We start from the raw sequence: 21,917 nt of genomic DNA, 5'->3' as shown, positions 1-21,917 counted from the left end.
TTTTTTTATGCCTGCTGTTATTTCAGTTGTCGTTTCAACTGCAATAAGGTCTGACCACTATGCTGTTTATAAGCACGCGCTAAAGCAGACTGTCCCGAATAGCCGAGTTGTAAAGCGATTTCAGTCAAACTCAAACCTTGTTGTAATAAATATTCACATCGTTTCATGCGCTCTGACTCAAGTATTCGCTTAAATGAACTATCCCAGTCTTGCAACTGGCGTTGTAAGGTTCGCGTTGACAGGTGTAATTCATTGGCAATCTGTTCAATTTTAGGGGCTTCTGCATGCGCTTTAAGATAATCAGCCACGGCGCTATGAATCTGTTGTAATACGCTCTCATAACGAGGCTTGAGGGCAATTGCTACCTCTGCTTGTTTCAGTAAAAGCTGCGTTAAGGAAGGATCAGCAAAACCCGATTTTAAAGTCAAACTGTCCACACTCATCACATAGGCATAGCAGGCTTGATTAAAGCTCACTTCACAACCATAAAATTTTAGATAATGATACTGTGCCATCTGGGCTGGATGCGCCATTTGGATTTTTAAGATTTGTAATTGATCGGGGAAAATTTTCTTGGCCAAATGCACAATAGATGCCATGGTCATTTCATTCAGTGAAGCATATTTCTCATTGAGAAAAGGCCAAGTCAGCCAAATTTCATTGCCCCTTTGCTGCATCTGCATGGGACTAACTTCTGCACCATCAATCACCAAACGACTAAAACGCATCACATAACTCAGTGCTTCAGCCACGCTATTACTGCGTGTGGCCATATAGCCCAAAACACCAAAATGCTCAGGTTGAATAAATTTTGCCATCTCCATAATCAACTGAGGACAATCCAATTGCTCTCGCGTCAGTTGTAAAATCGTTTGAAAGAATGAAAATGGCGATTGGGTATCGATTGGCAGTTGTAATACATGCTCTAATTCATACTGATATTGCGCTAAAAAACCGAGTTGATGAAAATCAATTCCTTGCTCTATGAGATACATATTCCAGAGCTGAAAATAACCATTGGGGATTTGTAACTCTTGCATGATAGCCCACCCACTATTTGACATGCGATATTTTCACATTGGCGTAAAATGTATAAAAAATGGCAATATCTGTCAAAACAAACTGCATTTTCTCCGACATACTGCAATCATCCAAGGCAAATGAAGTAAAACAAAATGAATGCCATTGTTAAAGCCCCTGTTGAACCGATTGTGCGAACCCAACTCAATTTTAAGCTCGATGAAGTACCCCGTTTTTGGTTTGGCGGCGACCCATTTCGGACGCGCATGTTCGATGCACTCAGCCTCACTTTCCCCGATGGAGAACGCTATTTTATTCAAAGCGTGCGTTTGTTTAGGGACCAAATTACAGACCCAAGCTTAGCTGCACGTGTCACCGATTTTATTAAGCAGGAAGCACAGCATGGCATTGCCCATGACAAAATGAATCAAGTCATGCGAGAACAAGGCATGCCTGTCGATCAGTTTATTCAGCGTTTAAATAAAATTTTTAAGTTCGAATTAAGCAAACGCTCGCCGCAGTACAACATTGCCATGACGGCTGCGGCAGAACATTTAACCGCACTGATGGCCGAGACTTTTTATAGCCATAAAGCCACGTTGGCTGAGGCCCACCCCTATGTGCGTTCTTTATTTGCATGGCATGCCATTGAAGAAATGGAACACCGTGATGTCGCGTTTGATGTGATGAAACAAGTCGGACATGTGCCTGAAGCGACGCGTCTATTTGCATTGGCCTTTACCACGGTGATGATGTTTGGTTTCACCACTTATCGTGCAGATGTCATGCTCAAGCATGATGGCTTTAGCCGTATTCAGCGCTTGCAAATGATGCGTAAAGGGCTGCCTTGGTTCTTTGGTAAAAAAGGGATACTGTCCCGCATGCGTGGTCAATATCTCGATTGGTTTAAGAAAGACTTTCATCCCAATCAACATCCTGTGATTGCACAGTACGATGTTTGGATCGATACCCTTGCAGAAAGTCATGATCCGATTTTAGCGGGTGAAGCTTTTTGGCAAGCAGGGAAATAAATTCATAAACATAACAAAAGAAAAAACCAGCATGATGCTGGTTTTTTTGTTATAGGTCTTTTACCACTTTGCATAGTGCTGTTCGAGCAGTCCATATTCATTTAGCAATACAATTTCTTGATCATCCTGCTGAATCGTACCGCTAATTTTGGCTTGCCACTGACTAAACTGACTGCCCACAAGACGCAAATTTAGGTTTTCAAAACGGCGCCAGCCCGTAATCACAGTTAAATTTAAGCGCTCATCTAGCGAACGAATGCTCCAACGTCCTTCTTCTTCCATCTGGAACAGCACATCACTCACGGTATAGAGCTTTCCATTTACCCACAGACAGTTTTCATTGCCAAAACTTTCATTCACACCAGAGGCTAAGTTCAGACCAATACGCTTACCCTGTGCATCCCAAAAACTACAAGAGAGCCAAAACCAAGCTGTTTCCGGTCGGAGGAAACCACAGGTATCATCTAGCGCAGCTAAGGTCCGCTCATTAAACTGAATGATCTGCCCCGCTTTATTGGTAAAAAAACCCTCACAAGCTAAGGTGGTCAATTTCTGAGTATAAGTCCAGCCATTAATCCCTGTTGGACTACACATACTCAATGGATCAGTGCCTGCACAGAAGATACGGGCGCTCAGCTTAATTTCACCATACTTGGTGACTTGAACATAACGCACCCCATTGGCATGCTGAATTTCAATTTGAAAAGGTGAATTTGCAAATACACTTTGGTTATATAAAGGCTGTTCATCTAATACGGTTTTACGCGCCAGAAAATTGACGGCGTTCCATTCAAGTACTTCATTTTTGAGATGATCATAAATATAAACGAAACCGTGTCCAGCCCAAGCAATATCAGCAATCGCTAAGCCAATGGTGTAGTGTTCATGTTGAATGCTACAAAACTTAAATTTCTTATATTTTAGCTTTTTCCGCCAGCCAGTGAGCACTTCACCATATGGGGTTTTATACTGATACTTATTTAAATCAATGGTTTTTGGAAGTTCGCTAAACCGACCATAATGTGGTTGTCCGTTGGACTGTATCAAATCCATTGATGCTTTATCCTTAAGCAAAAGTTAATTAATATCCATAAGCCTATTATGCCTATAATTTTAAAGGTGAAAAGTATTTAGTTTGTTTTTTCATCAAATTATTCGTTAAACCTGCTTTTCGTTTTAATACATCACTTAAAAGAATTAGGAATAGTTCAAACTTAATTTAACATGAGATATGTATTTTCCCATGTGTTTACATCAAACTCAGCTTCAACCAATGCCACATAACGACCATGTACACAATCAATCGCAATACAGCCATCAACGTCTAAAACACGGTCAGTATGTTGCTTTTGCCACTTTTGATCAAAATATTGTTTGCCAAGTTGTTTGGCTTCTGCGGCATGCGGCGCAACGACGAGTACATAACGATGTAACTCCCCAAATTCACGTGTGTCATAGCCACCTAAATTTATGAGCCACAGTTTTTCATCCTCCGCTTGGGGTTGAGCATCACTAAACTGTATTTGGTATTTTTTCCCTCGACATTCAATACCATTCACTTGCATCCAAGCATCAATATGTAAGCCTTTTTGTTCACCAAACCATGCATTTTTAAGTTGCGGGTAACTCTCTTCTAGACTGTCAGCGACTGCAAATACAACATCATGGACTTCGGTATTTGCACGTGCATGGCGACCACCAAGCATGACCATAAATAGGTTAGGCATGTTTTGCTCCTTTTCAAATTAAAATGTACCTAGCGGAGTCTTACAGTTTGTACTTCTTATTTGCGGAGCTCATCATGTTACTTTGGTTTTGCCCAAAGTAACCAAAGGCATTTCCGTTTGCAAAACTCGGCACATATCATCAATCCGTTCACTATATCGCAGAAACTGTATAGTTCAACTAATAGTCTGCCTCGAACAATTGCAAACGGCCTTTCCTCGAATCAAACAATTATATTAATTTTCAAACTCTTAAATGCTCATTTTTAAACCAAAATTATCTACATAAGAAAAAATCGTGCTGAATCACTTCAGCACGATTTTTGTAATCCACCCAACCCTCATCTATTAAAAGGGGGAGGCTTTTCTCTCTTTTTCAAAAGTGGTTAGTCGAGGATTCTTACATCTCAACCATTTCCACGCCATCAATACGTGCCACAGTCATTAAGTCCTTATCACCACGACCAGAAACCGTCGCAATAATAATTTGATCTTTAGACATGGTTGGCGCAAGTTTAGTCACATAAGCCATCGCATGAGAGCTTTCCAGTGCAGGAATAATCCCTTCAATCTGGGTTAAATCACGGAAACCTTGTAAAGCTTCATTGTCATTGATCGGCACATATTCAACACGGTGCATATCTTTTAAGAAACTATGTTCAGGGCCTACACCTGGATAATCCAAACCTGCTGAAATTGAATGAGTTTCAATGATTTGGCCTTGTTCATCCGACATTAAATAAGTACGGTTACCGTGTAAAACTCCGACATGACCAGCATTCAATGGTGCAGAGTGTTTACCTGTTTCAATGCCATAACCTGCAGCTTCAACACCGTACATTTTCACATCAGCATCGTTTAAGAATGGGTAGAACAAGCCCATTGCATTTGAACCACCACCGACACATGCCACCAAGGCATCAGGTAAACGCCCTGCTTGCTCTTGAATTTGTTTACGTGCTTCACGACCAATAATCGATTGGAAATCACGAACCAATTGTGGATAAGGATGTGGGCCTGCAACCGTACCAATCACATAATAAGTTGAATCAACATTGGTGACCCAATCACGCATCGCTTCGTTCATGGCATCTTTCAATGTTTTAGAGCCACTTTCCACAGGCACAACGGTCGCACCAAGTAAACGCATACGATAGACATTCATGGCTTGACGTTTCACGTCTTCTGCACCCATGAATACCACACATTCAAGCCCTAAACGCGCTGCAATCGTAGCCGTTGCAACACCGTGCTGACCTGCGCCAGTTTCAGCAATAATTCGTTTTTTACCCGACAGTTTTGCCAGTAAAGCCTGACCAATCGTGTTATTCACTTTATGTGAACCTGTATGATTCAGGTCTTCACGTTTTAAGTAAATTTGTGCACCACCCAACTCTTTCGACCATCGCTCAGCATAATATAAAGGACTAGGACGACCTACATAGTAGGCGAGGTCACGGTCGAATTCTGCCAGAAACTGCTCATCATCTTTCATACGGAAATAGAGCTTTTCTAAGTCTTCTAATGCTGCCATTAGAGTTTCTGACACAAAACGTCCGCCATGGATACCAAAATGCCCACGTTCATCTGGGTATTGGGTATAGTCAATCACATTACTTTGCTGATCCACGATGGACTCCTTGCATGAAGTTTTCTATAAGTTGTTGGTCTTTTATACCTTTAGCGGATTCGACGCCTCCGCTGACATCTACAGCATAAGCCCCAGTCGTCTTTATAGCGTTTTCAACATTAGTAGGGGTTAAACCACCAGCTAAAATTAAAGGAATATCCAGTTTGGGGAATTGTGACCAGTCAAAACTGTGTCCTGTTCCCCCTTTCAGTTCGGGATGCCATGCATCTAAAAGGACTGCGCTTGCCCCTGCCTGTTGAAAGCGTTGAACTTCTGCCACCACATTCAGGTCAGGTTTCACTTGAATGGCTTTATACCAACGGCGTCCCACCTGTGCCGCAATTGTCTGACAGTCTTCTGGTGTTTCATCACCATGAAACTGAATGATATCGAGCGCCACTTGTTTTAACACATCGGCAATGTCATCCACCGTTGCATTCACAAAAAGTCCAACAGTTTGCACATAGGCAGGTATATGTTGGATCAGTTCTTTGGCTTGAGCTGCACTGACATGACGTGGACTAAGCGGGAAAAATACAAAACCAATTGCATCAGCCCCGGCATTGACCACAGCTTGAATATCTTGGCTACGGGTAATTCCACAAATTTTGGCACGGGTTCGCATAGGTTATGACTCTGGCTCAACCCTATTTATAGCTGATCTATAAATAACAGGGCGAATCATTGTAATGCAATTTTTTCACCTTGCGTAAAGTTCATCCTGAAAAATCTTTACATAGATTGTTTAATTCACATACAAACCTTATACTTCACCCAAATGCAATAAGTCTAAGCACTATGCTTTAGGGAAGTTGGTGAGAGTCCAACACTGCCCCCGCAACGGTAAAACGAAACGTATATCTTTATAAGTGTTTGCACTTACATCACTGCACTCGTGTGGGAAGATGGATATACCAATATTGTTCGCAATATTTATATTTAAGTCCGGAGACCTGCTTATTGCGCCATTTAACTCAATCATTCACGGGGGGTGAATGTATGGAGCCAGCATGCCAAATTTATTTCAGCCTACAGCTTTAGTGGGCGCAATCGCTATTGCGATGGGTTTCTCCGTTTCTGCATCTGCACAAGACAGTATTAATGCATCTTTAGATACATTGGTTGTCACTGCAACACGTTCTGAAGAAAAGATTAAAGACGTTCCTGCCCGTATTTCTGTCATCAATAAAAATGCGATTGAAAAGAACCCTGCTCTCAATTTATCTGATTTAATCCAACAAGACCCTTCTGTTTACGTGAAACAAAGTGGCGGTATGGGACAAATTTCTGAAATTGGACTACGTGGAACAAAAGCTGTCCATACCTTAGTTTTAAAAGATGGCGCGCGTTTAAATAGTCAAAATGAACTTGGCCCACTTTATCCTGCTTTTTTAGATACTTCAGATGTTCAACAAATTGAGATCTTGAAAGGCCCCGCTTCAGTCCAATATGGTAGTGATGCAATCGGTGGTGTAGTTCAACTTATTTCAAAAAAACCAGTTAAGTCTGGTGCAGAATTAACTGGTATCTATGGTGAAAACAATACCTATAAAACCATCGCAAAAGCAGATTTAGTCACAGATCAAGGTTTCTATGCTCAAGTAGGTGGCCAACGCTTAGAAAGTGATGGAACTCGTATTTTTGAAAGCCAAGATAAAAGTGATAAGGCCAGCTATGATCAAAAAGGCTATAATGCAAAAGTTGGATATTTCCAAGAAAATCAGCTTGATGCTTCTGCTTCGATTAGTGAAAATAAAGGAACAAGTATTTTCAGTAATGACTACATTACCAATACAGCTCCTCGTAATTTTGTTAATCGTGTTATTAATGCGAAAGTTGATTACAATATTCTGCAAAATCTAATTTTAGGTGCACATTTTGCAAATGTTCAAGACAAGCAAGATGTTCCATCATATTTCACACAGTACAACACTGAAAATAACCAAAGTGATTTAAACCTAAAATGGAAATTCACACCAAATCAAAATATTTTAGTTGGTGCAACTTATAATGACGCCAACTACAAAACCAGCTCAATCAAAAATCAAGATCAGAGCGTTAATAGCACAGGTTATTATCTACAACACCAATTTAAAAATGAACTGTTTGACACTCAAGTTGGTCTGCGTGTAGAAGACAATGAGCTTTTTGGAAGCCACACAGTAGGTCAAGGTGCTATTCGCTATCATTTCCTGCCTAATGCAAGCGTTTATGCCAATATTGGCAGTGCATTCCGTGCTCCGACCCTAAATGAACTCTATTCTCAGTGGGGCGGTAATGAAAATTTAGAACCCGAAGAAAGCATCTCTTATGAACTAGGTTTTGATTATGCGATTACGGATAATCTAGCGACTAGTTTTTCTGTTTATCGCACCAATGTGGATAACTTAATCGTCTATAGCGACAGCATGAATCAAAATGTTGGCGAAGCCAATTTTACAGGCGGTGAGGCAGGTCTGAAATGGAAACAAGACGATTTATTCCTCGCGACAGAATATGCTTATGTTGAAACTGAAAATAAAGCAACAGGTTTAGAAATTGCCTATCGCCCAAAACAGACGCTTACTTTCACTGCAGGACTAGAAAATGCTGTCTATGGACTTAGTACTTCGGTAATAGCTCGTTCACATGCCAATGCTAGCAATAGTGCAAATAGCGTAAAAGTTCCAGGTTATGCAACTGTCGACTTCAATGCCTATTGGAATATTAACCCAACAGTTAAAGTGTTTACTAACATTCAAAACATGGGTGATGTTCAATATCGAGAAGCATATAAAGCGGCAAGTTCTTGGGATAACTCCCCAGAAGATTGGTACATCAACGGCGGTCGTTTCGCTTCCGCAGGAGTCACTTTCCGTTATTAATTTAACGTAAAGACTCAAAAAACAATTTAAAACAGCGCAGTTTATGGATAATGTTTTGACCGACATTATCCTTTTTTTCATTCTTTAGACAGGACAAATTATGGGCCACCGTTTAAGTAAAATTTATACCCGTACTGGCGACTCAGGCACCACAGGTTTGGGCGATGGATCACGTGTGACTAAAGATGATCTACGAATTACCGCACTCGGTGATGTCGATGAGCTCAATTCAACGATTGGTGTGCTTCGTGCTCAAATTACTTCAAGCCAAATCACAAACAAAGCCACATGGGACAAAAGCTTAAGCCTCATTCAACATTGGCTTTTCGACTTAGGTGGTGAGGTGTGCATTCCCAACTATCACTTGCTGCAACCGGTTTGTATTGAGTTTCTTGAACAAGAAATTGACCGCATGAATGAAGACTTACCTATGCTTAAAGAGTTTATCTTACCTTCGGGTTCTTTAGCATGTAGCTATGCACATCAAGCACGAGCGGTATGTCGCCGAGCTGAACGTAGCTTAATGTCAGTGCACACCCGTGATCAAAATATTCAAAGCACCGCACTACAGTTGCTCAATCGTTTATCCGACTGGCTTTTTGTTGCATCCCGTGCTTTGCAGCGTGCTGAAGGTGGCTCAGAAGTACTTTGGCAAAAAAATATCAATGAAACTATTTAAACGTTTCTAAGTTTTTAGAACGAAATAGATTTTTTCGGAGTCTTGCAGTGATCAATTCACTGGAAGGCTTTCTTAGCTTACATTTCTTTCGGGAAAAATAACCAAAACCATTTTCCAAGCGTAAAACTCGTCTACTACCATCTCTTATCCTAAATTTCACAGAAGCATTTCATTCAAATTCAGTTCCGCCGCAAACCATTACAAATCGCATTTACGCATATCTAATATCTCCACCTTAGAATCTATCCCCCAATCCAATGTTTTAGCGCTACAATCACTCAAAAGACGTATATAGATCAGGTTCAATATGAGAATCATCGGACATCGTGGTGCACGTGGCGAAGCCCCAGAAAATACACTCGGCGGTTTTCAATATATTCATGATCTGGGCATACGTGCGGTCGAATTTGATGTTCGTCAGCTCAAAGACCATGAGCTGATCATTATGCATGATGACAACATGCTCCGAACCACAGGTAGTGACCAAGCACTCTACCCATTAAACAGCACACAACTCGACACCTATAACCAAGCACATATTTGGCTAGACTGGGAAAAGCAAAGTACGCCAACATTACTACAAGCCCTTCAGATCATGCAGGACTTCGAACATCTTGAAGTTGAAGTCAAAGCTGTAGAAACACAAGCTGAAGCTGAGCGACTGACGCAACATTTAACACAGCAACTTAGAGGCTTTGAACATAGTGCGGTCATCACCAGTTTTGATCTTAAAATCCTACAAGCACTCCAAGATCAACACTCAACATTTAAACGTGGCTTATTGATTGAAGACGATATTCAACATCTTGCGATTGAACAAGCGCTCAAATACGACTGTTGCCAAATCGGCTGGATGAACCAACTGGCAACCGATGACTTGTTAAAAGCCACACAACAAGCGAATTTAGCCATTAGCGTATGGACGGTAAATGATATCGAGGGTGCTAAACATTTACGTGACTGCGGCATTGATGGATTAATTACCGATTTTCCTAAAATGATGCTACAACATTTGACCGATGTGCATTGAACAGGCCACAGATTGACTTGAGTTTTACATGAGTAGTAGCACTGAAAATGTTTATTTTTCATATTGATCGCTCTGCTACTATAAAGCCTAGAAAAGCTTCGGTAATTTCGATATCTAAACATTCGTATTCTGTTACTGTTTAGTACAATACATCTGTACAATAATGCTAGTGAAGCATGGTTCGCTCATGCTAATATGCTGTGGCTTAATCCATGCAAAAAGTAATGGATTGACCTTCCATTTATACCTCCCAAGGTTTCAGGAGTGCTGTTGGAGATGAATGCTCCCCTACCCAAAGCCCCATTTAACTGGGTTGCAATTTTTGCATTGGTTTTTCTTCCGATTGTGGCTGTGATTGCAATTCCCTTATATGCCTTTCAGCATGATTTCAGCTTAGCCGCTTGGATCAGTATGTTTGTATTACTGGGTGTTAGTAGCTTAGGTATTACCGCTGGCTATCACCGTCTATGGTCACACCGTGCTTATGAAGCAAACTTACCTTTAAAAATCATTTTGATGATTATGGGTACCTTTGCTGTGCAAAACAGTATTTTATATTGGGGTTCAGGTCACCGTACACACCACCGCCATGTCGATGATATCGAGAAAGATCCGTACTCGATTAACAATGGTTTTTGGTATGCGCACATGGGTTGGATGCTTCGTGACTATCCGTCAGCAGAACCTGATTTTAAAAATGCACCCGATTTACTGAATGATAAATTGGTGATGTTCCAACACAAATACTATGTTCCTTTAGTAATCATCGTACACACAGGTATTTTATTACCGATTGGTTGGGCGGTAGGTGACTTATGGGGCGTATTATTGTTGGGCGGATTAATGCGTTTAATCCTCAGCCACCATGTCACATTCTTTATTAACTCTTTATGTCATATGTGGGGCAAACGTCCATATACCGACGAAAATACTGCACGTGACAACTTCTGGTTAGCCATTGCCACTTGGGGTGAGGGTTATCATAACTACCACCACATTTTCCAATACGACTATCGTAACGGGGTGAAATGGTGGCAATATGACCCAACCAAATGGTTGATTTGGTCATGCTCAAAACTGGGTTTAGCTAAAAACTTACGTCGTATTCCGAGCTTTAATATTAAAAAAGCTGAACTTGCGATGAAGTTTAAATACGCTGAACAAGACTTAGAAGTTCATGGTCTAAATGTCAGTGATGACATTAGTTCCGCAAAAGCTCGTATTGCACAAGAGTATGATGCATTCACCCAAACCTTAAATGACTGGGCAAAATTGAAAGAACAAGAAATTCAAGCCAAGAAAACAGCAGTGGCTGAAAAAATCCATCAAATGGATGAGAAACTCAAAATTGAGTTTCAATTGGTTGAACAGCGCTTAGGTCATCATCGTCAAACTTTGACCACACTGATGCGTAGCATTAAAAAAGCCCCTGTTTCACAATAATTAATCTCTGATTCACCATTTCAAAAGAAAGCTCCGCAAGGGGCTTTTTTTAGCAGTTCATAAAGGATAACAACATGGATATTAAGAATATTCCTTTCGGTATTACCAACTGGACCGAGATACCAACCACCCGCCATACAGGTGATCAGGGTTATGCCCTATGGCGTACTCAGCAATTTGACGCGATTCGCGTGCGTATGGTGGAGTATTCTGAGAACTATTTGGCCGACCACTGGTGTTCTAAAGGACATATCCTGTTGTGCTTAGAAGGCGAACTACACACGGAACTAGATGATGGTCGTAGCTTTACCCTCACGGCTGGCATGAGTTACCAAGTTGCGGATCAAGCCGAAGCCCATCGCTCGTCCACCTCAAAAGGTGCCAGACTGTTTATAGTTGACTAAAACAGTTGGATATATGTCTTAACACTAAAACTTTGCTATATTGATGGGGTCATGGCTTATCCCTTGTGATCCTTCACTATGCAGTTCAATTCACGCTACTCTCTCCTTCCTTCAAAGCTTTATCACCATCAACAACCCTTGCCACTAGAAGGGGCAAAAGCAGGTCATTTCAATGCCTCTTTAGCAGAACAGTTGCAATGGTCTGAAGCAGACAAACAGTCTTGGGTAGAGATTTGTAGCGGACAAAAAACCTTTAGTGAATTTGAACCATTGGCAATGGTCTATGCAGGACATCAATTTGGTCAGTGGGCAGGACAGCTCGGTGATGGTCGGGGTTTATTGATCGCACAAATTCTTGATCAACATGGACAAACCATTGACCTGCATTTAAAGGGTGCCGGCTCTACTCCTTACTCACGTATGGGAGATGGTCGTGCGGTACTTCGCTCCGTCATTCGTGAGTATTTGGCTGGACATGCGCTGAATAATTTAGGCGTCGCATCGAGTAATGCTGTTGGCTTTACCTCGTCGACTCAAGGCGTGCAGCGGGAGAAATTAGAACTCGGCGCAATGATGTTACGTACATCAGACTGTCATATTCGCTTGGGGCATTTTGAGTGGATCAACCAGTATCAACCTGATTTACTCGAAGAATTTACCCAAAAATGTATCGAATGGCATTACCCCGAGTGTTTAGATTTGGAACAACCTGTTTTGGCATTTGCAACCCAAGTGATTCAACGGACTGCAGTCATGATTGCCAAATGGCAACTGGTCGGCTTCGCACATGGGGTGATGAATACCGATAATTTAAACATTACGGGTTCAACCCTCGATTTTGGCCCTTATGGTTTTATGGAACGCTTCCGTCCGAATTGGATTAACAATCACTCCGACTATCAAGGTCGCTATACCTATCAGCAACAGCCGAGCATTGGACACTGGAACTTATGGACATGGTTGAATAACCTCATTCCGCTTTGTCCACAAGACTATGACAAAGAACAATGGAAGCAAGACCTTGCCACTTGCCTAGAGCACTATGAACCCACGTTCTTGGAGCACTACAAACTGGGTTTAAGTCAGAAAATGGGCTTACCTCATTTCCACACTGACAGTTTTGACTGTGCCATGACCTTCTTACGGATTCTACAAACCGAACAGCTCGACTACACACAGAGCTTTACGCGTTTGCAAGAGCAGCAATATGAAATGATTAAAGATGATTGTCTTGACCGCCGTCATTTTGAAAGTTTCCTCGCACAATATGAACAGATTCGTGCCAATCAAGACACAACAGAACTCGATGCAGCCATGCAACAAGCCAACCCTGTTTATACCCTACGCAATCACATGGCACAAAAAGCGATTGAGCTGGCTGAACGGAATGATTTTTCAGAAGTCGAACGCTTATTTGACCTGCTTAGCCAACCGTTTGAGCGGAATGTAGCACTAGAGAAAGCGGAAGATTTAGCACCTTTGCCAACGGATGTTCCTGAGGTAATGGTGAGTTGTTCCTCTTAAGCGTTTGGCTTAAACTGTGGATAAATTAAACAATATCCACAGGGCTTCGCCCATTGAGTGATGATCACCATGTCCTTACACCTTATTGCTGCAAAAGCTGCACTTGCCCTGCCAGAAGTGACGTGTAGTCAGCCCTTTGGTGAAGGCTGTGATGTTTATAAAGTCATGGACAAAATATTTTTGCTCAATTCATCTTTAAGTGGGGCAGCTTTAAGTAACTTAAAAGTTACGCCTGACCACGGTGCGATGCTACGTGATATTTATCCGTATATTCATGCAGGATGGCATATGAATAAAAAGCATTGGATTTCAATATATGAGGATGAAGACTTAGATTCGGATTTAGCCATTGATCTAGTACACAGCTCTTATGAGCTCGTGGTATCCAAGCTGAATAAACTACAAAGACAGCGAATCGCTGCGCTTAAAGCCATCACCTAAATATGTATTGAATGAAAAAGATTGTTAATTCTTCCTATTACATTTTCTAAAGCGCAACCCAATCACTGCATCAAACAGGTCATGGATTTGAACGTATATTGTCTCGGCTAAACAGTTTTTCAACGTTTTCTACGTATTGCCCACTTTGGAACCCCAAATTCGAAACGAAAAGTGAAATGAGACATTTATAGATGATAAAAAAAAGCCCGACATCCTGTCGGGCTTTTTCGTATTGGTTAGCTAGGTATAACTCCTGTCGTACCTCACATCCTAGTGTTGAACTTATTATTTTTGTTTTATGTTTTGGAACTTCCTGTTCTCTATGACTGCATCATATAAAATATTTCAGAGCTGACCTAGACGCAATCCGCTTGAATTAGTGTAAGCCAAAACGTACATAGAAAAATAAGCTTAATTAGACTTACCCCCAAAATTATCCGCAGAAATTGTGGATAGTTTTCAGGATGACTAAAGCTGAGCCTTACTCCTAAAAATTACTTTTTGCGTGATTTAAAAGCAACTTTATAGCTCAGTACTTCAATCTGTTGGAAATACAATCACTCTTTCTCGATTTTGCCTATTTAATTATCTATACATATCAATCCGAAAAGATGAAGTATGAGAGTAGCTCACTCTCCATCCAAGTTAATCAGAAAGCCATGCTGAACTCGTACAAAGACAGACTGAGAATCAGTAAAGTCTTAGTCATTTTCATATTCAGTTGCTTATTTGAATGTATTGTCGAAAAGTTTGGACGCTATCTTATAGTCCAACGGCTTTGTTGCACAAAGATTGGAAATGCAAAGCGCCCCTAATTGAGCTAAATTTAAGGCGTAACTTGGGTAAGTGGTCGACCTAATTCCGTAAATCTGTTAAGGACTGCTACACGTGCATGGATCTCATTCACTTGGCTATCAAAACTCCTTGCACTGAGTTTATCTCCTAATAATTTGATGCAATGCATCTTAGTTTCAACCAAACTTCGCCGATGATAGCCTGACCATTTTTTCCATAGTGTCCTGCCTAAACGTTTAATTGTTCGAAGTAATTCATTTCGCTCTAGCGAGCTACTCTTTGTATCTTTCCATGGTTTCGCATTTTTTCTAGGTGGAATCACCGCATGCCCTTGCCGATCTGCAATGACCTGACGGCATTGCTTGGTGTCATAAGCTCCATCGGTATAAACAGAGTCAATCCGCTCATCTTGTGGAATCTGATTAAGTAAATCACCAAGCACCTGTGAATCACTGACATTATTGGTTGTAAGCTGAACTGCTCGTATTTGTAGGGTTTTAGCATCTATACCAATATGAAGTTTACGCCATTGGCGACGATATTCAGGTCCATGTTTCTTGCGTTTCCATTCGCCCTCACCTAGAAACTTCATGCCTGTAGAGTCCATGAGTAGATGCAGCCCATCGCTACTTTTTTGGTAGCTGATTACAATATCAATATGCTTTTGTCTTCTACAAAGCGTGGTGTAATCTGGAGCTATCCAATTTAATCCGCAAAGTTTAATCAGACTTTGCACAAAGCCAGTGACCATACGTAAAGACAGACGGAATAAGGATTTAATCATTAAGCAGCATTGGATGGCTGCGTCGGAGTAGGTTTGATTTCGCCCTTGTTTGCCTTTTGATGGCGCATACCATTGCGTAGCAGGATCAAACCAAATGGCAATATTTCCGCGACTCATGAGTGCTCGGTTATATGCGGGCCAATTGGTTGTGCGGTAGATTTTGTGTGTAGGCTTCTTCATTTGAAAATTATATCGCTGAAAAAGCCTTTACAGATAGGTTTGTGCAACAAAGCCAAGACAAACTAAAACATTATTTAAAATGCTTATAACTTACCCATGAATCAGAACCCTCAATGATCAAAAGCCCAATAAAAAAGGACTCATAGTGAGTAATGCTGATCAGTTAAGACAAAATAGCTGAAATGCGGTAAAAATGAGCGTATCCAGATACGCTCATTTTTTTATGACTTTTTCTCAGAATTTAAGTTCAGCATTTCAGCAGACAGCTCCTTCACTTTCTAATTTTAGCGAATTAATTGATTTAAACTGGATTGAAGACTGTTTAAAACGGACCGGGAAAGCATCGGTCAGAAAAAGAAAACTCCCCGCAGAGCATGCTGTATGGCTAGTTATTGGACTTGCATTGTTCCGCGACCAGCCCATCTGGTATGTTGTTCAGCAGCTGCAGCTGGTTTTTGGCACGGCTGAAAGCTGCGCCCCAAGCGCATCAGTGCAGGCCAGACAGCGCTTGGGTCTGGAGCCTTTAAATGTCCTGTTCAATACACTGAGTCAGACATGGTTTGAAGATTCTCAGCCGCAATATTCCGCCTTTCATGGCCTAAGCATCTGCGCTGTAGATGGAGCCGTCTGGTCCATGCCCCACACAGATGAGAACTTCAGGCACTTCGGTTCTTCCAAAGGCAAAACGATAGCAGCACCTTGGCCGCAAGCCAGAGCGGTTTGCCTGATCAACACCAATACTCATGAAGTGATTGATGCCGGGATTGGAAGTATGGATCAAGGCGAGCTGACTTTAGCGAAGAAATTGAAAGTGCCTGCAAATAGCCTGACTTTATTTGACCGGGCCTACTTCTCTGCTGATTTCTTATCAGGGTGGCAGTCTCGGGAAAACTGCCATTGGCTTATGCGGGCTAAAGACAATCTGCGCTATGAAATTATCAGGAAAAACTCAGCGCATGACTTTCAAATCAGAATGCCTGTTTCTCCAAGAGCGAAGAAACTGAATCCGGATTTAGGTGACTATTGGGAAGCCCGCCTGATTGAAACTGAACAGTCTGGAAGGGTTAGACGATACGTTACATCATTATTAGATTCAAAGGCTTATCCTCTGGAAGAGGTCAGTACGCTGTATGCTCAGCGCTGGGAAATCGAGATGTGCTACCGTGAAATCAAGAGCGACCTGCAAGATGGGATGCATTTAAGAAGCAAGCAGCCTGAATTGGTGTATCAGGAATTATGGGGTGTATTGATTGCTTATAATATTCTTAGAAGGCAAATGAAATTTATGGCTCAACGGGCGAAAGTCAGCCCTTTGCGTATCAGTTTCCATATTGCTTCAATCAGCATTATCAATATATTAAGGCATACTCCGCTGGAATCGGCAGGGAATTTGCCCAAGCATTTAGAGCGTTTGCTGGAACAGTCTAAAATGTTTGTTTTGCCTGAAAGAAGATCAAGGCAATGCCCTAGAGTCGTCAAAATAAAGCCTCAAAAGTACCCAAGAAAATGCCAGTCAATTTCTTAACTGACTGGCATTACTCATAGTGAGTCCTTTTTTAACATCATCACCTGCGCTTTAGCTCTTTTTCGTCTTCAATGTTTTAAATAAAACAAATAACACGAGAATCCAAACAGGAAGCATCAACACGGAAAGCATAAAACCTTGATTCCACATGATATATAAAATCATCAGCATAAACACTAAAACAAAATAATTGCTAAACGGTGCAAATAACGCTGGAAACTTAGTTTGAATGCCCTGCTTTTTCATACTCTGTCTAAATTTAAGATGGATCAAACTGATCATCATCCAATTCAGCACAGCCGCACTGACCACAATATAAATCAGATAACTGAGCGCTTTTTCAGGCAAAAAGTAATTCAACAGCACACACCCAAAAATCAGTAATGCTGAAAATAAAACCGCCGCAATCGGTGTCCCTTGTCGATTCACCTGCTTAAAAACTTGTGGAGCATTGCCCTGTTCGGCCAGACCTAATAGCATGCGACTATTGGCATACATCCCGCTATTACAAACAGAAACCGATGCAGTCAGAATAATAAAATTCAGTAAATGCGCTGCCCAATCAATGCCAATTTGCTTAAAAATCAGTACGAATGGACTTTTATCTAAGCCACCCAAATCCAATTGATTCCAAGGTACCAAAGACAAAAGTATCGCCAGCGAGCAAATATAGAACAGGAAAACCCGAATCACCGTTTGATTGACTGCTTTTGGAATGTTCTTTTCAGGATCTTCGGTTTCCGCAGCCGCCATACTGATCAGCTCAATGCCGCCAAAGGCAAACATCATAAAGGCCAGCATATAAAACAAGCCTTCAAAGCCATGTGGGAAAAACCCACCATGTGCCCATAAGTTCGTGACAGATGCAGTTGAACCGACATCAGCCGTCAACAACAGATAAACTCCGAAGATGATCATGGCGATAATCGCCACAACTTTAATCATCGACAGCCAAAACTCAGACTCCGCATACAGTTTGACATTGGCAAGATTGGCCAGTGTGATCACCACAAAAAACACCAGCACCGAGACCCAAGCAGAAATATGTGGCCACCAGTAATTGACGTATTTACCAATCGCGGTCAGCTCAGTCATCACCACCAAGATGTACAATACCCAGTAGTTCCAGCCCGTTAAAAAGCCTGAAAACCGCCCCCAATATTTAAAGGCAAAGTAGCTGAATGAACCCGTCACTGGCTCATGCACAATCATTTCACCGAGCTGACGCATAATTAAAAATGCAATCAAACCGCCAATCATATAACCCAAAATAATAGATGGGCCAGCAGACTCAATTATATGTGCTGAACCTAAGAACAACCCTGTGCCAATTGCACCGCCCATGGCGATCAACTGGATATGGCGATTCTTTAAACGGCGCTGAAGTTTAGGCGTCTCGCTGCTCAAAACACATGCTCATCTGATAAAAAAATGAATTGTACCGCTTGCACAGACGATCAACCAGTCTTGCCCTTTAAAATCGCCGATTGCTCGGCTTCATTCACCAGCTGGAGATTTAAGCGAACTGCTGATTTTGATTGCCATCTTTGCTTGAATCCCATAAAAAAGCGGATAGCCCAAGGCTGATCCGCTTCTTCTATCGTTCAGAAAACTGAATTAATCTTCAGGATATTCAAAACGGTAGCCTACCCCATATACCGCCTGAACCCATTCATGACGGTTACCTGTTTCAGCTGCATCCGAAATCTTACGACGTAAGTTCTTAATATGACTATCAATCACACGATCAGCCACTTCAAAACTGTCTGGATTGATATGATCCAGTAGCTGTGCACGTGAATAGACTTGACCCACATGCTCTAAAAACAACTCCAGTAAACGAAACTCGGTCGGCGTTAAGTTTAAAGGCTTTTGTTGATACCAAATGCGTTGTTGCGCTTTATCCATACGGAACAAAGACTGATCTTCAGGCTCAGCTTTACGCTCTAAACGACGTAACACGGCTTGGACACGTGCCACCAATTCTTTCGGGCTAAAAGGTTTACACACATAGTCGTCAGCCCCCATGTTCAAGCCAAGCACACGGTCAATTTCTTCCGTACGTGCAGTGACCATAATAATCGGTAAGTCCGACTGTTCACGAACTTTACGGCAAATGGTCAAACCATCCATACGCGGCACCATCAAGTCTAAAATCATCAGACTGGGTTTACGCTGTGTAAAGCTATCGTAGGCTTCCTGACCATCATGAAACATACTGACTTCAAAGCCCGCTGCTTCAAGATAATCGCGGACCAATTGTGCAAGTTCTACTTCATCTTCAACCAGCATAATATGTTTCATACATACTTCCTTTTGTGTTTCATTTTTTTGGGAACGTTAACTTGCAACGTAAACCACCCAAAGGTGAATGATCAAAACTCAATTCGCCGCCTAAAGCCTGTGCCAGTTTAGCCGATAAAGCCAAACCTAAACCTGTACCACCTGTGCTACGCGTACGCGAGTCATCGACTCGGTAGAAACGCTCACCGAGTCTTGCTAGTTGCTCATCACTTAAACCATAAGGACTGTCATCGACATAGACCGTCCAATCTGTTGCGGACTGTTCCGTATGGACTCGAACCTGACCACCCGCTTCGGTATAACGAATGCTATTGCCCAACAAATGGACCATGATTTGCTTAAAGCGGTCAATATCAAGTTGTAACTCAGCGCCCTCACCTTCGACACTAATGCTTAAATGGGCCTGTTCAAATTTAGGCTTAAAGTTTTCCACTTCTTGCTCAATCACCGCCCACGGGTTCACGGTTGCAAAGTAACAGTTTAATTGCTGTGCTTCCGCTTGTGCCAAATCAGCCAAGTCATGTGTGAGTTTTTTCAAGCTGGTGACTTGGCGTAACATCGATTCAAAATGCTCAGGCGTTGGTTTTCGAATTCCGTCTTGCATCGCTTCGATCTGCGCTTGTAACACTGCCAGCGGTGTTTTCAACTCGTGCGAAGTATCTGACACCCACTGACGACGCGAAATTTCATGCTGATCTAAAATCACCGCCAGTTGGTTCAGTTCATTGGATAAATCACCCAGCTCATCGTTTCGATTCACTTTAACTTGATGCTGAAAATTACCCTTTGTTAATTCACGCGTACCATTCAACAAGCGTTGAATCGGTGTCTTAAAATAAGTCGCAAGCAACAACGCAGCAATTAAACTAGCAAAAACGGTTAAACCATAGACCAGCAATAAATAACGTTTTTGGTTACTAAAGAAGTTGATACTCAATGCATCATCTTGATCAAGGACTGGTTTCAGCCCCAAGTACCCCACCACCTGGTTATTCACCACAATAGGCCGGAATGAAAATTGATCATCCGAAGGTTCACCGACCACAAACTGACGCTGCGTATCGTATAAAGACAAACGCGAGCTAAGCCCCAAACGGTCAGGCGTGGAAATAAACTGTTTTTTGCCTGTGTTTTGTTTGCTCTCTTGTTCAATCTCTTCTTTTTTACGATCTGGACGGAACACATTTTGATTGGCGCTGAGCGGGAACTTTAAACCTTCAAAGGGTTGGAACTCCGAAGGTAAGTTTTCCTCCAAAGCTTGCAGTTCTTGTTCAGTTAAAATCTGTTTTTCATGTTTGACTTCTGTGGTAGAGACATCACTGAGTAAGGTTTTGGTATTCTCTTTAAAATAACGCTGTTGCAGAGCAATATCATACTGGCGGCGCAGCCACCAACGAGAGAGACGGTCATAATCATCTGGCGCGGCATGTCCTTCAATCTGCAAAATTTGCGCTTGAATGGCATTGCCCCAGTCATGATAAGTGCTATAAACGCCAGCCAAGTTATCAATCAGATGATCAAGCTTTTGCATTTCCACGTCCGCCACATATTTGGCAAAATTCTTTTGCATCGTCCAATGCAGCACACCTAAACTCACCGTGGTAATCACCAAAGTGGTCAGCAATACAGTGAGGAATAAGCGTAAAGCAATCGGTACGCGGCGAATCTTCAAAAGCAATCTCTCGGTCATTCTTTTGCCTTGTTATTGTATAGAACACTGCATCAAAAAACTCTCCATTGTTTCTACATCTTTATTATTTAATCTTTAATCATCCAAAATCACATGCTCTTGTATGGGGGAGTTATAGAATGAATAAGATGACAAAAATTGCTTTAGCCACTGCCAGCGTTTTATCTGTAGGTGCGTTAACTGCCTGTCAATCCACCCAAGCACCAAAAGATATGGAGCAGTCGCAACATATGCATGGTCATTATCAGAAAGACCGTCACATGACACCTGAACAACGCGAACAATTTGAAAAAATGCGTACTGAACGTAAACAAGTCATGCAAGACATTAAAAAAGCCTGCGATGGCAAAGCGGTGGGTTCAGCAGTCCAAGTCAAAGCAGGTGAGCAAACACTAGAAGGCACATGTGCGATTTCGTTTAAACCGAACCGTGATGAAATGAAACGTGGTGAACATCGCCCAATGCGTGGTGATCAAGCCGGTCGTGGTGAATTCCGTGGCATGCATATGCAACGCGGCGAACCACTAACCGATGCGAAACGTGCTGAGTTAACCCAGCAATACGATCAACGTTTAGCTGAACGTCAAGCGCGCCAACAAGCTGCGACCAAAGCCTGCCAAGGTCAAACCGATGGTAAAGTCGTGCAGTTAAAAGTCGGCACACAAACAGTAGATGGCAAATGTATCGTTCACTTCCAACCTAAAGCTCCTGTTTCAGCACCCAATAAGGCTGCTTAAACCACTCTAAAAAGTATAAATAGATCAAAAAGGCGCAAATTGCGCCTTTTTTATTGGACATAACTTTTTACGCTTTTTGACTATTTATGTCATGCCAAAAGCAGCAAAACTG

The 21,917-nt window shown here is 41.9% G+C and carries 19 protein-coding genes and 1 riboswitch; of the genes, 10 read left to right on the top strand and 9 right to left on the bottom strand.

Going from position 1 to position 21,917, the window contains the following annotated elements; translation table 11 throughout:
• Positions 1–17: 17 nt before the first annotated feature.
• Positions 18–1,040, bottom strand: coding sequence for an AraC family transcriptional regulator (locus tag AC4CU2_RS02895; protein ID WP_490738238.1), 1,023 nt, complete (start codon positions 1,038–1,040; stop codon positions 18–20).
• A 135-nt stretch (positions 1,041–1,175) separates the two neighbouring features.
• Between AC4CU2_RS02895 and AC4CU2_RS02890 the strand changes: the two genes are divergently transcribed.
• Complete coding sequence (locus AC4CU2_RS02890; RefSeq protein ID WP_490768251.1) at positions 1,176–2,051, top strand: metal-dependent hydrolase; 876 nt, start codon at positions 1,176–1,178, stop codon at positions 2,049–2,051.
• 60 nt (positions 2,052–2,111) lie between these two features.
• On the opposite strand, the gene AC4CU2_RS02885 is transcribed toward AC4CU2_RS02890, so the two are convergent.
• From AC4CU2_RS02885 to AC4CU2_RS02870, 4 genes are all read right to left on the bottom strand, one after another.
• Positions 2,112–3,104, bottom strand: a complete 993-nt coding sequence (locus AC4CU2_RS02885) for a DUF2804 domain-containing protein (protein ID WP_490768250.1) — start codon at positions 3,102–3,104, stop codon at positions 2,112–2,114.
• Positions 3,105–3,265: 161 nt separating this feature from the next.
• Positions 3,266–3,778 carry a DUF1543 domain-containing protein gene (locus AC4CU2_RS02880; protein ID WP_490768249.1) on the bottom strand — a complete coding sequence of 171 codons (513 nt, stop codon included), beginning with the start codon at positions 3,776–3,778 and terminating at the stop codon, positions 3,266–3,268.
• Positions 3,779–4,175: 397 nt separating this feature from the next.
• Complete coding sequence (gene trpB, locus AC4CU2_RS02875) at positions 4,176–5,405, bottom strand: tryptophan synthase subunit beta (protein WP_004697773.1); 1,230 nt, start codon at positions 5,403–5,405, stop codon at positions 4,176–4,178.
• Positions 5,389–6,030 carry a phosphoribosylanthranilate isomerase gene (locus tag AC4CU2_RS02870; RefSeq protein WP_490768248.1) on the bottom strand — a complete coding sequence of 214 codons (642 nt, stop codon included), beginning with the start codon at positions 6,028–6,030 and terminating at the stop codon, positions 5,389–5,391. The genes trpB and AC4CU2_RS02870 overlap by 17 nt, the downstream gene beginning before the upstream one ends.
• Before the next feature lie 143 nt (positions 6,031–6,173).
• Positions 6,174–6,380: riboswitch (cobalamin riboswitch) on the top strand.
• A 35-nt stretch (positions 6,381–6,415) separates the two neighbouring features.
• On the opposite strand from AC4CU2_RS02870, the gene AC4CU2_RS02865 reads away from it, so the two are divergent.
• The 7 genes from AC4CU2_RS02865 to AC4CU2_RS02835 all read left to right on the top strand — a co-directional run bounded on the left by AC4CU2_RS02865 (position 6,416) and on the right by AC4CU2_RS02835 (position 13,790).
• The gene (locus AC4CU2_RS02865; RefSeq protein WP_490768247.1) at positions 6,416–8,269 is read left to right on the top strand and encodes a TonB-dependent receptor plug domain-containing protein; all 1,854 of its coding nucleotides are present in this window, start codon (positions 6,416–6,418) and stop codon (positions 8,267–8,269) included.
• A 100-nt stretch (positions 8,270–8,369) separates the two neighbouring features.
• Positions 8,370–8,948, top strand: a complete 579-nt coding sequence (locus tag AC4CU2_RS02860) for a cob(I)yrinic acid a,c-diamide adenosyltransferase (protein WP_278345366.1) — start codon at positions 8,370–8,372, stop codon at positions 8,946–8,948.
• 307 nt (positions 8,949–9,255) lie between these two features.
• A complete protein-coding gene (locus AC4CU2_RS02855) occupies positions 9,256–9,978 on the top strand; it encodes a glycerophosphodiester phosphodiesterase (RefSeq protein WP_490768246.1) in 723 nt (240 codons plus the stop codon).
• A gap of 276 nt (positions 9,979–10,254) precedes the next feature.
• Entirely contained in the window at positions 10,255–11,421 is a 1,167-nt protein-coding gene (locus AC4CU2_RS02850) for an acyl-CoA desaturase (protein ID WP_490768245.1), read from the top strand.
• 74 nt (positions 11,422–11,495) lie between these two features.
• A complete protein-coding gene (locus tag AC4CU2_RS02845; protein WP_490768244.1) occupies positions 11,496–11,825 on the top strand; it encodes a DHCW motif cupin fold protein in 330 nt (109 codons plus the stop codon).
• A gap of 78 nt (positions 11,826–11,903) precedes the next feature.
• Complete coding sequence (locus tag AC4CU2_RS02840) at positions 11,904–13,349, top strand: protein adenylyltransferase SelO (protein ID WP_490439001.1); 1,446 nt, start codon at positions 11,904–11,906, stop codon at positions 13,347–13,349.
• A 69-nt stretch (positions 13,350–13,418) separates the two neighbouring features.
• Entirely contained in the window at positions 13,419–13,790 is a 372-nt protein-coding gene (locus tag AC4CU2_RS02835) for an MmcQ/YjbR family DNA-binding protein (protein ID WP_490768243.1), read from the top strand.
• Positions 13,791–14,616: 826 nt separating this feature from the next.
• Here AC4CU2_RS02835 and AC4CU2_RS02830 read toward each other — a convergent pair.
• Complete coding sequence (locus tag AC4CU2_RS02830; protein ID WP_081405714.1) at positions 14,617–15,549, bottom strand: IS5 family transposase; 933 nt, start codon at positions 15,547–15,549, stop codon at positions 14,617–14,619.
• Between the two features lie 223 nt (positions 15,550–15,772).
• Here AC4CU2_RS02830 and AC4CU2_RS02825 point away from each other — a divergent pair, with 223 nt between their 5' ends.
• Entirely contained in the window at positions 15,773–17,074 is a 1,302-nt protein-coding gene (locus tag AC4CU2_RS02825; protein WP_039891156.1) for an IS4 family transposase, read from the top strand.
• A 51-nt stretch (positions 17,075–17,125) separates the two neighbouring features.
• On the opposite strand, the gene AC4CU2_RS02820 is transcribed toward AC4CU2_RS02825, so the two are convergent.
• From AC4CU2_RS02820 to baeS, 3 genes are all read right to left on the bottom strand, one after another.
• The gene (locus AC4CU2_RS02820) at positions 17,126–18,481 is read right to left on the bottom strand and encodes an amino acid permease (protein ID WP_490768242.1); all 1,356 of its coding nucleotides are present in this window, start codon (positions 18,479–18,481) and stop codon (positions 17,126–17,128) included.
• A 210-nt stretch (positions 18,482–18,691) separates the two neighbouring features.
• The gene (locus AC4CU2_RS02815; protein WP_004697755.1) at positions 18,692–19,378 is read right to left on the bottom strand and encodes a response regulator; all 687 of its coding nucleotides are present in this window, start codon (positions 19,376–19,378) and stop codon (positions 18,692–18,694) included.
• A gap of 19 nt (positions 19,379–19,397) precedes the next feature.
• Positions 19,398–21,050, bottom strand: coding sequence for a sensor histidine kinase efflux regulator BaeS (gene baeS / locus AC4CU2_RS02810; protein ID WP_490769201.1), 1,653 nt, complete (start codon positions 21,048–21,050; stop codon positions 19,398–19,400).
• Positions 21,051–21,187: 137 nt separating this feature from the next.
• Between baeS and AC4CU2_RS02805 the strand changes: the two genes are divergently transcribed.
• A complete protein-coding gene (locus AC4CU2_RS02805) occupies positions 21,188–21,805 on the top strand; it encodes a hypothetical protein (RefSeq protein WP_279681965.1) in 618 nt (205 codons plus the stop codon).
• Positions 21,806–21,917 lie beyond the last annotated feature (112 nt).

The sequence above is a fragment of the Acinetobacter sp. 797_lipA genome (genome assembly GCF_058243025.1).
The sequence above is the reverse complement of the archived record's forward strand: the minus strand, read 5'-3'. Positions and strand labels throughout refer to the sequence as shown.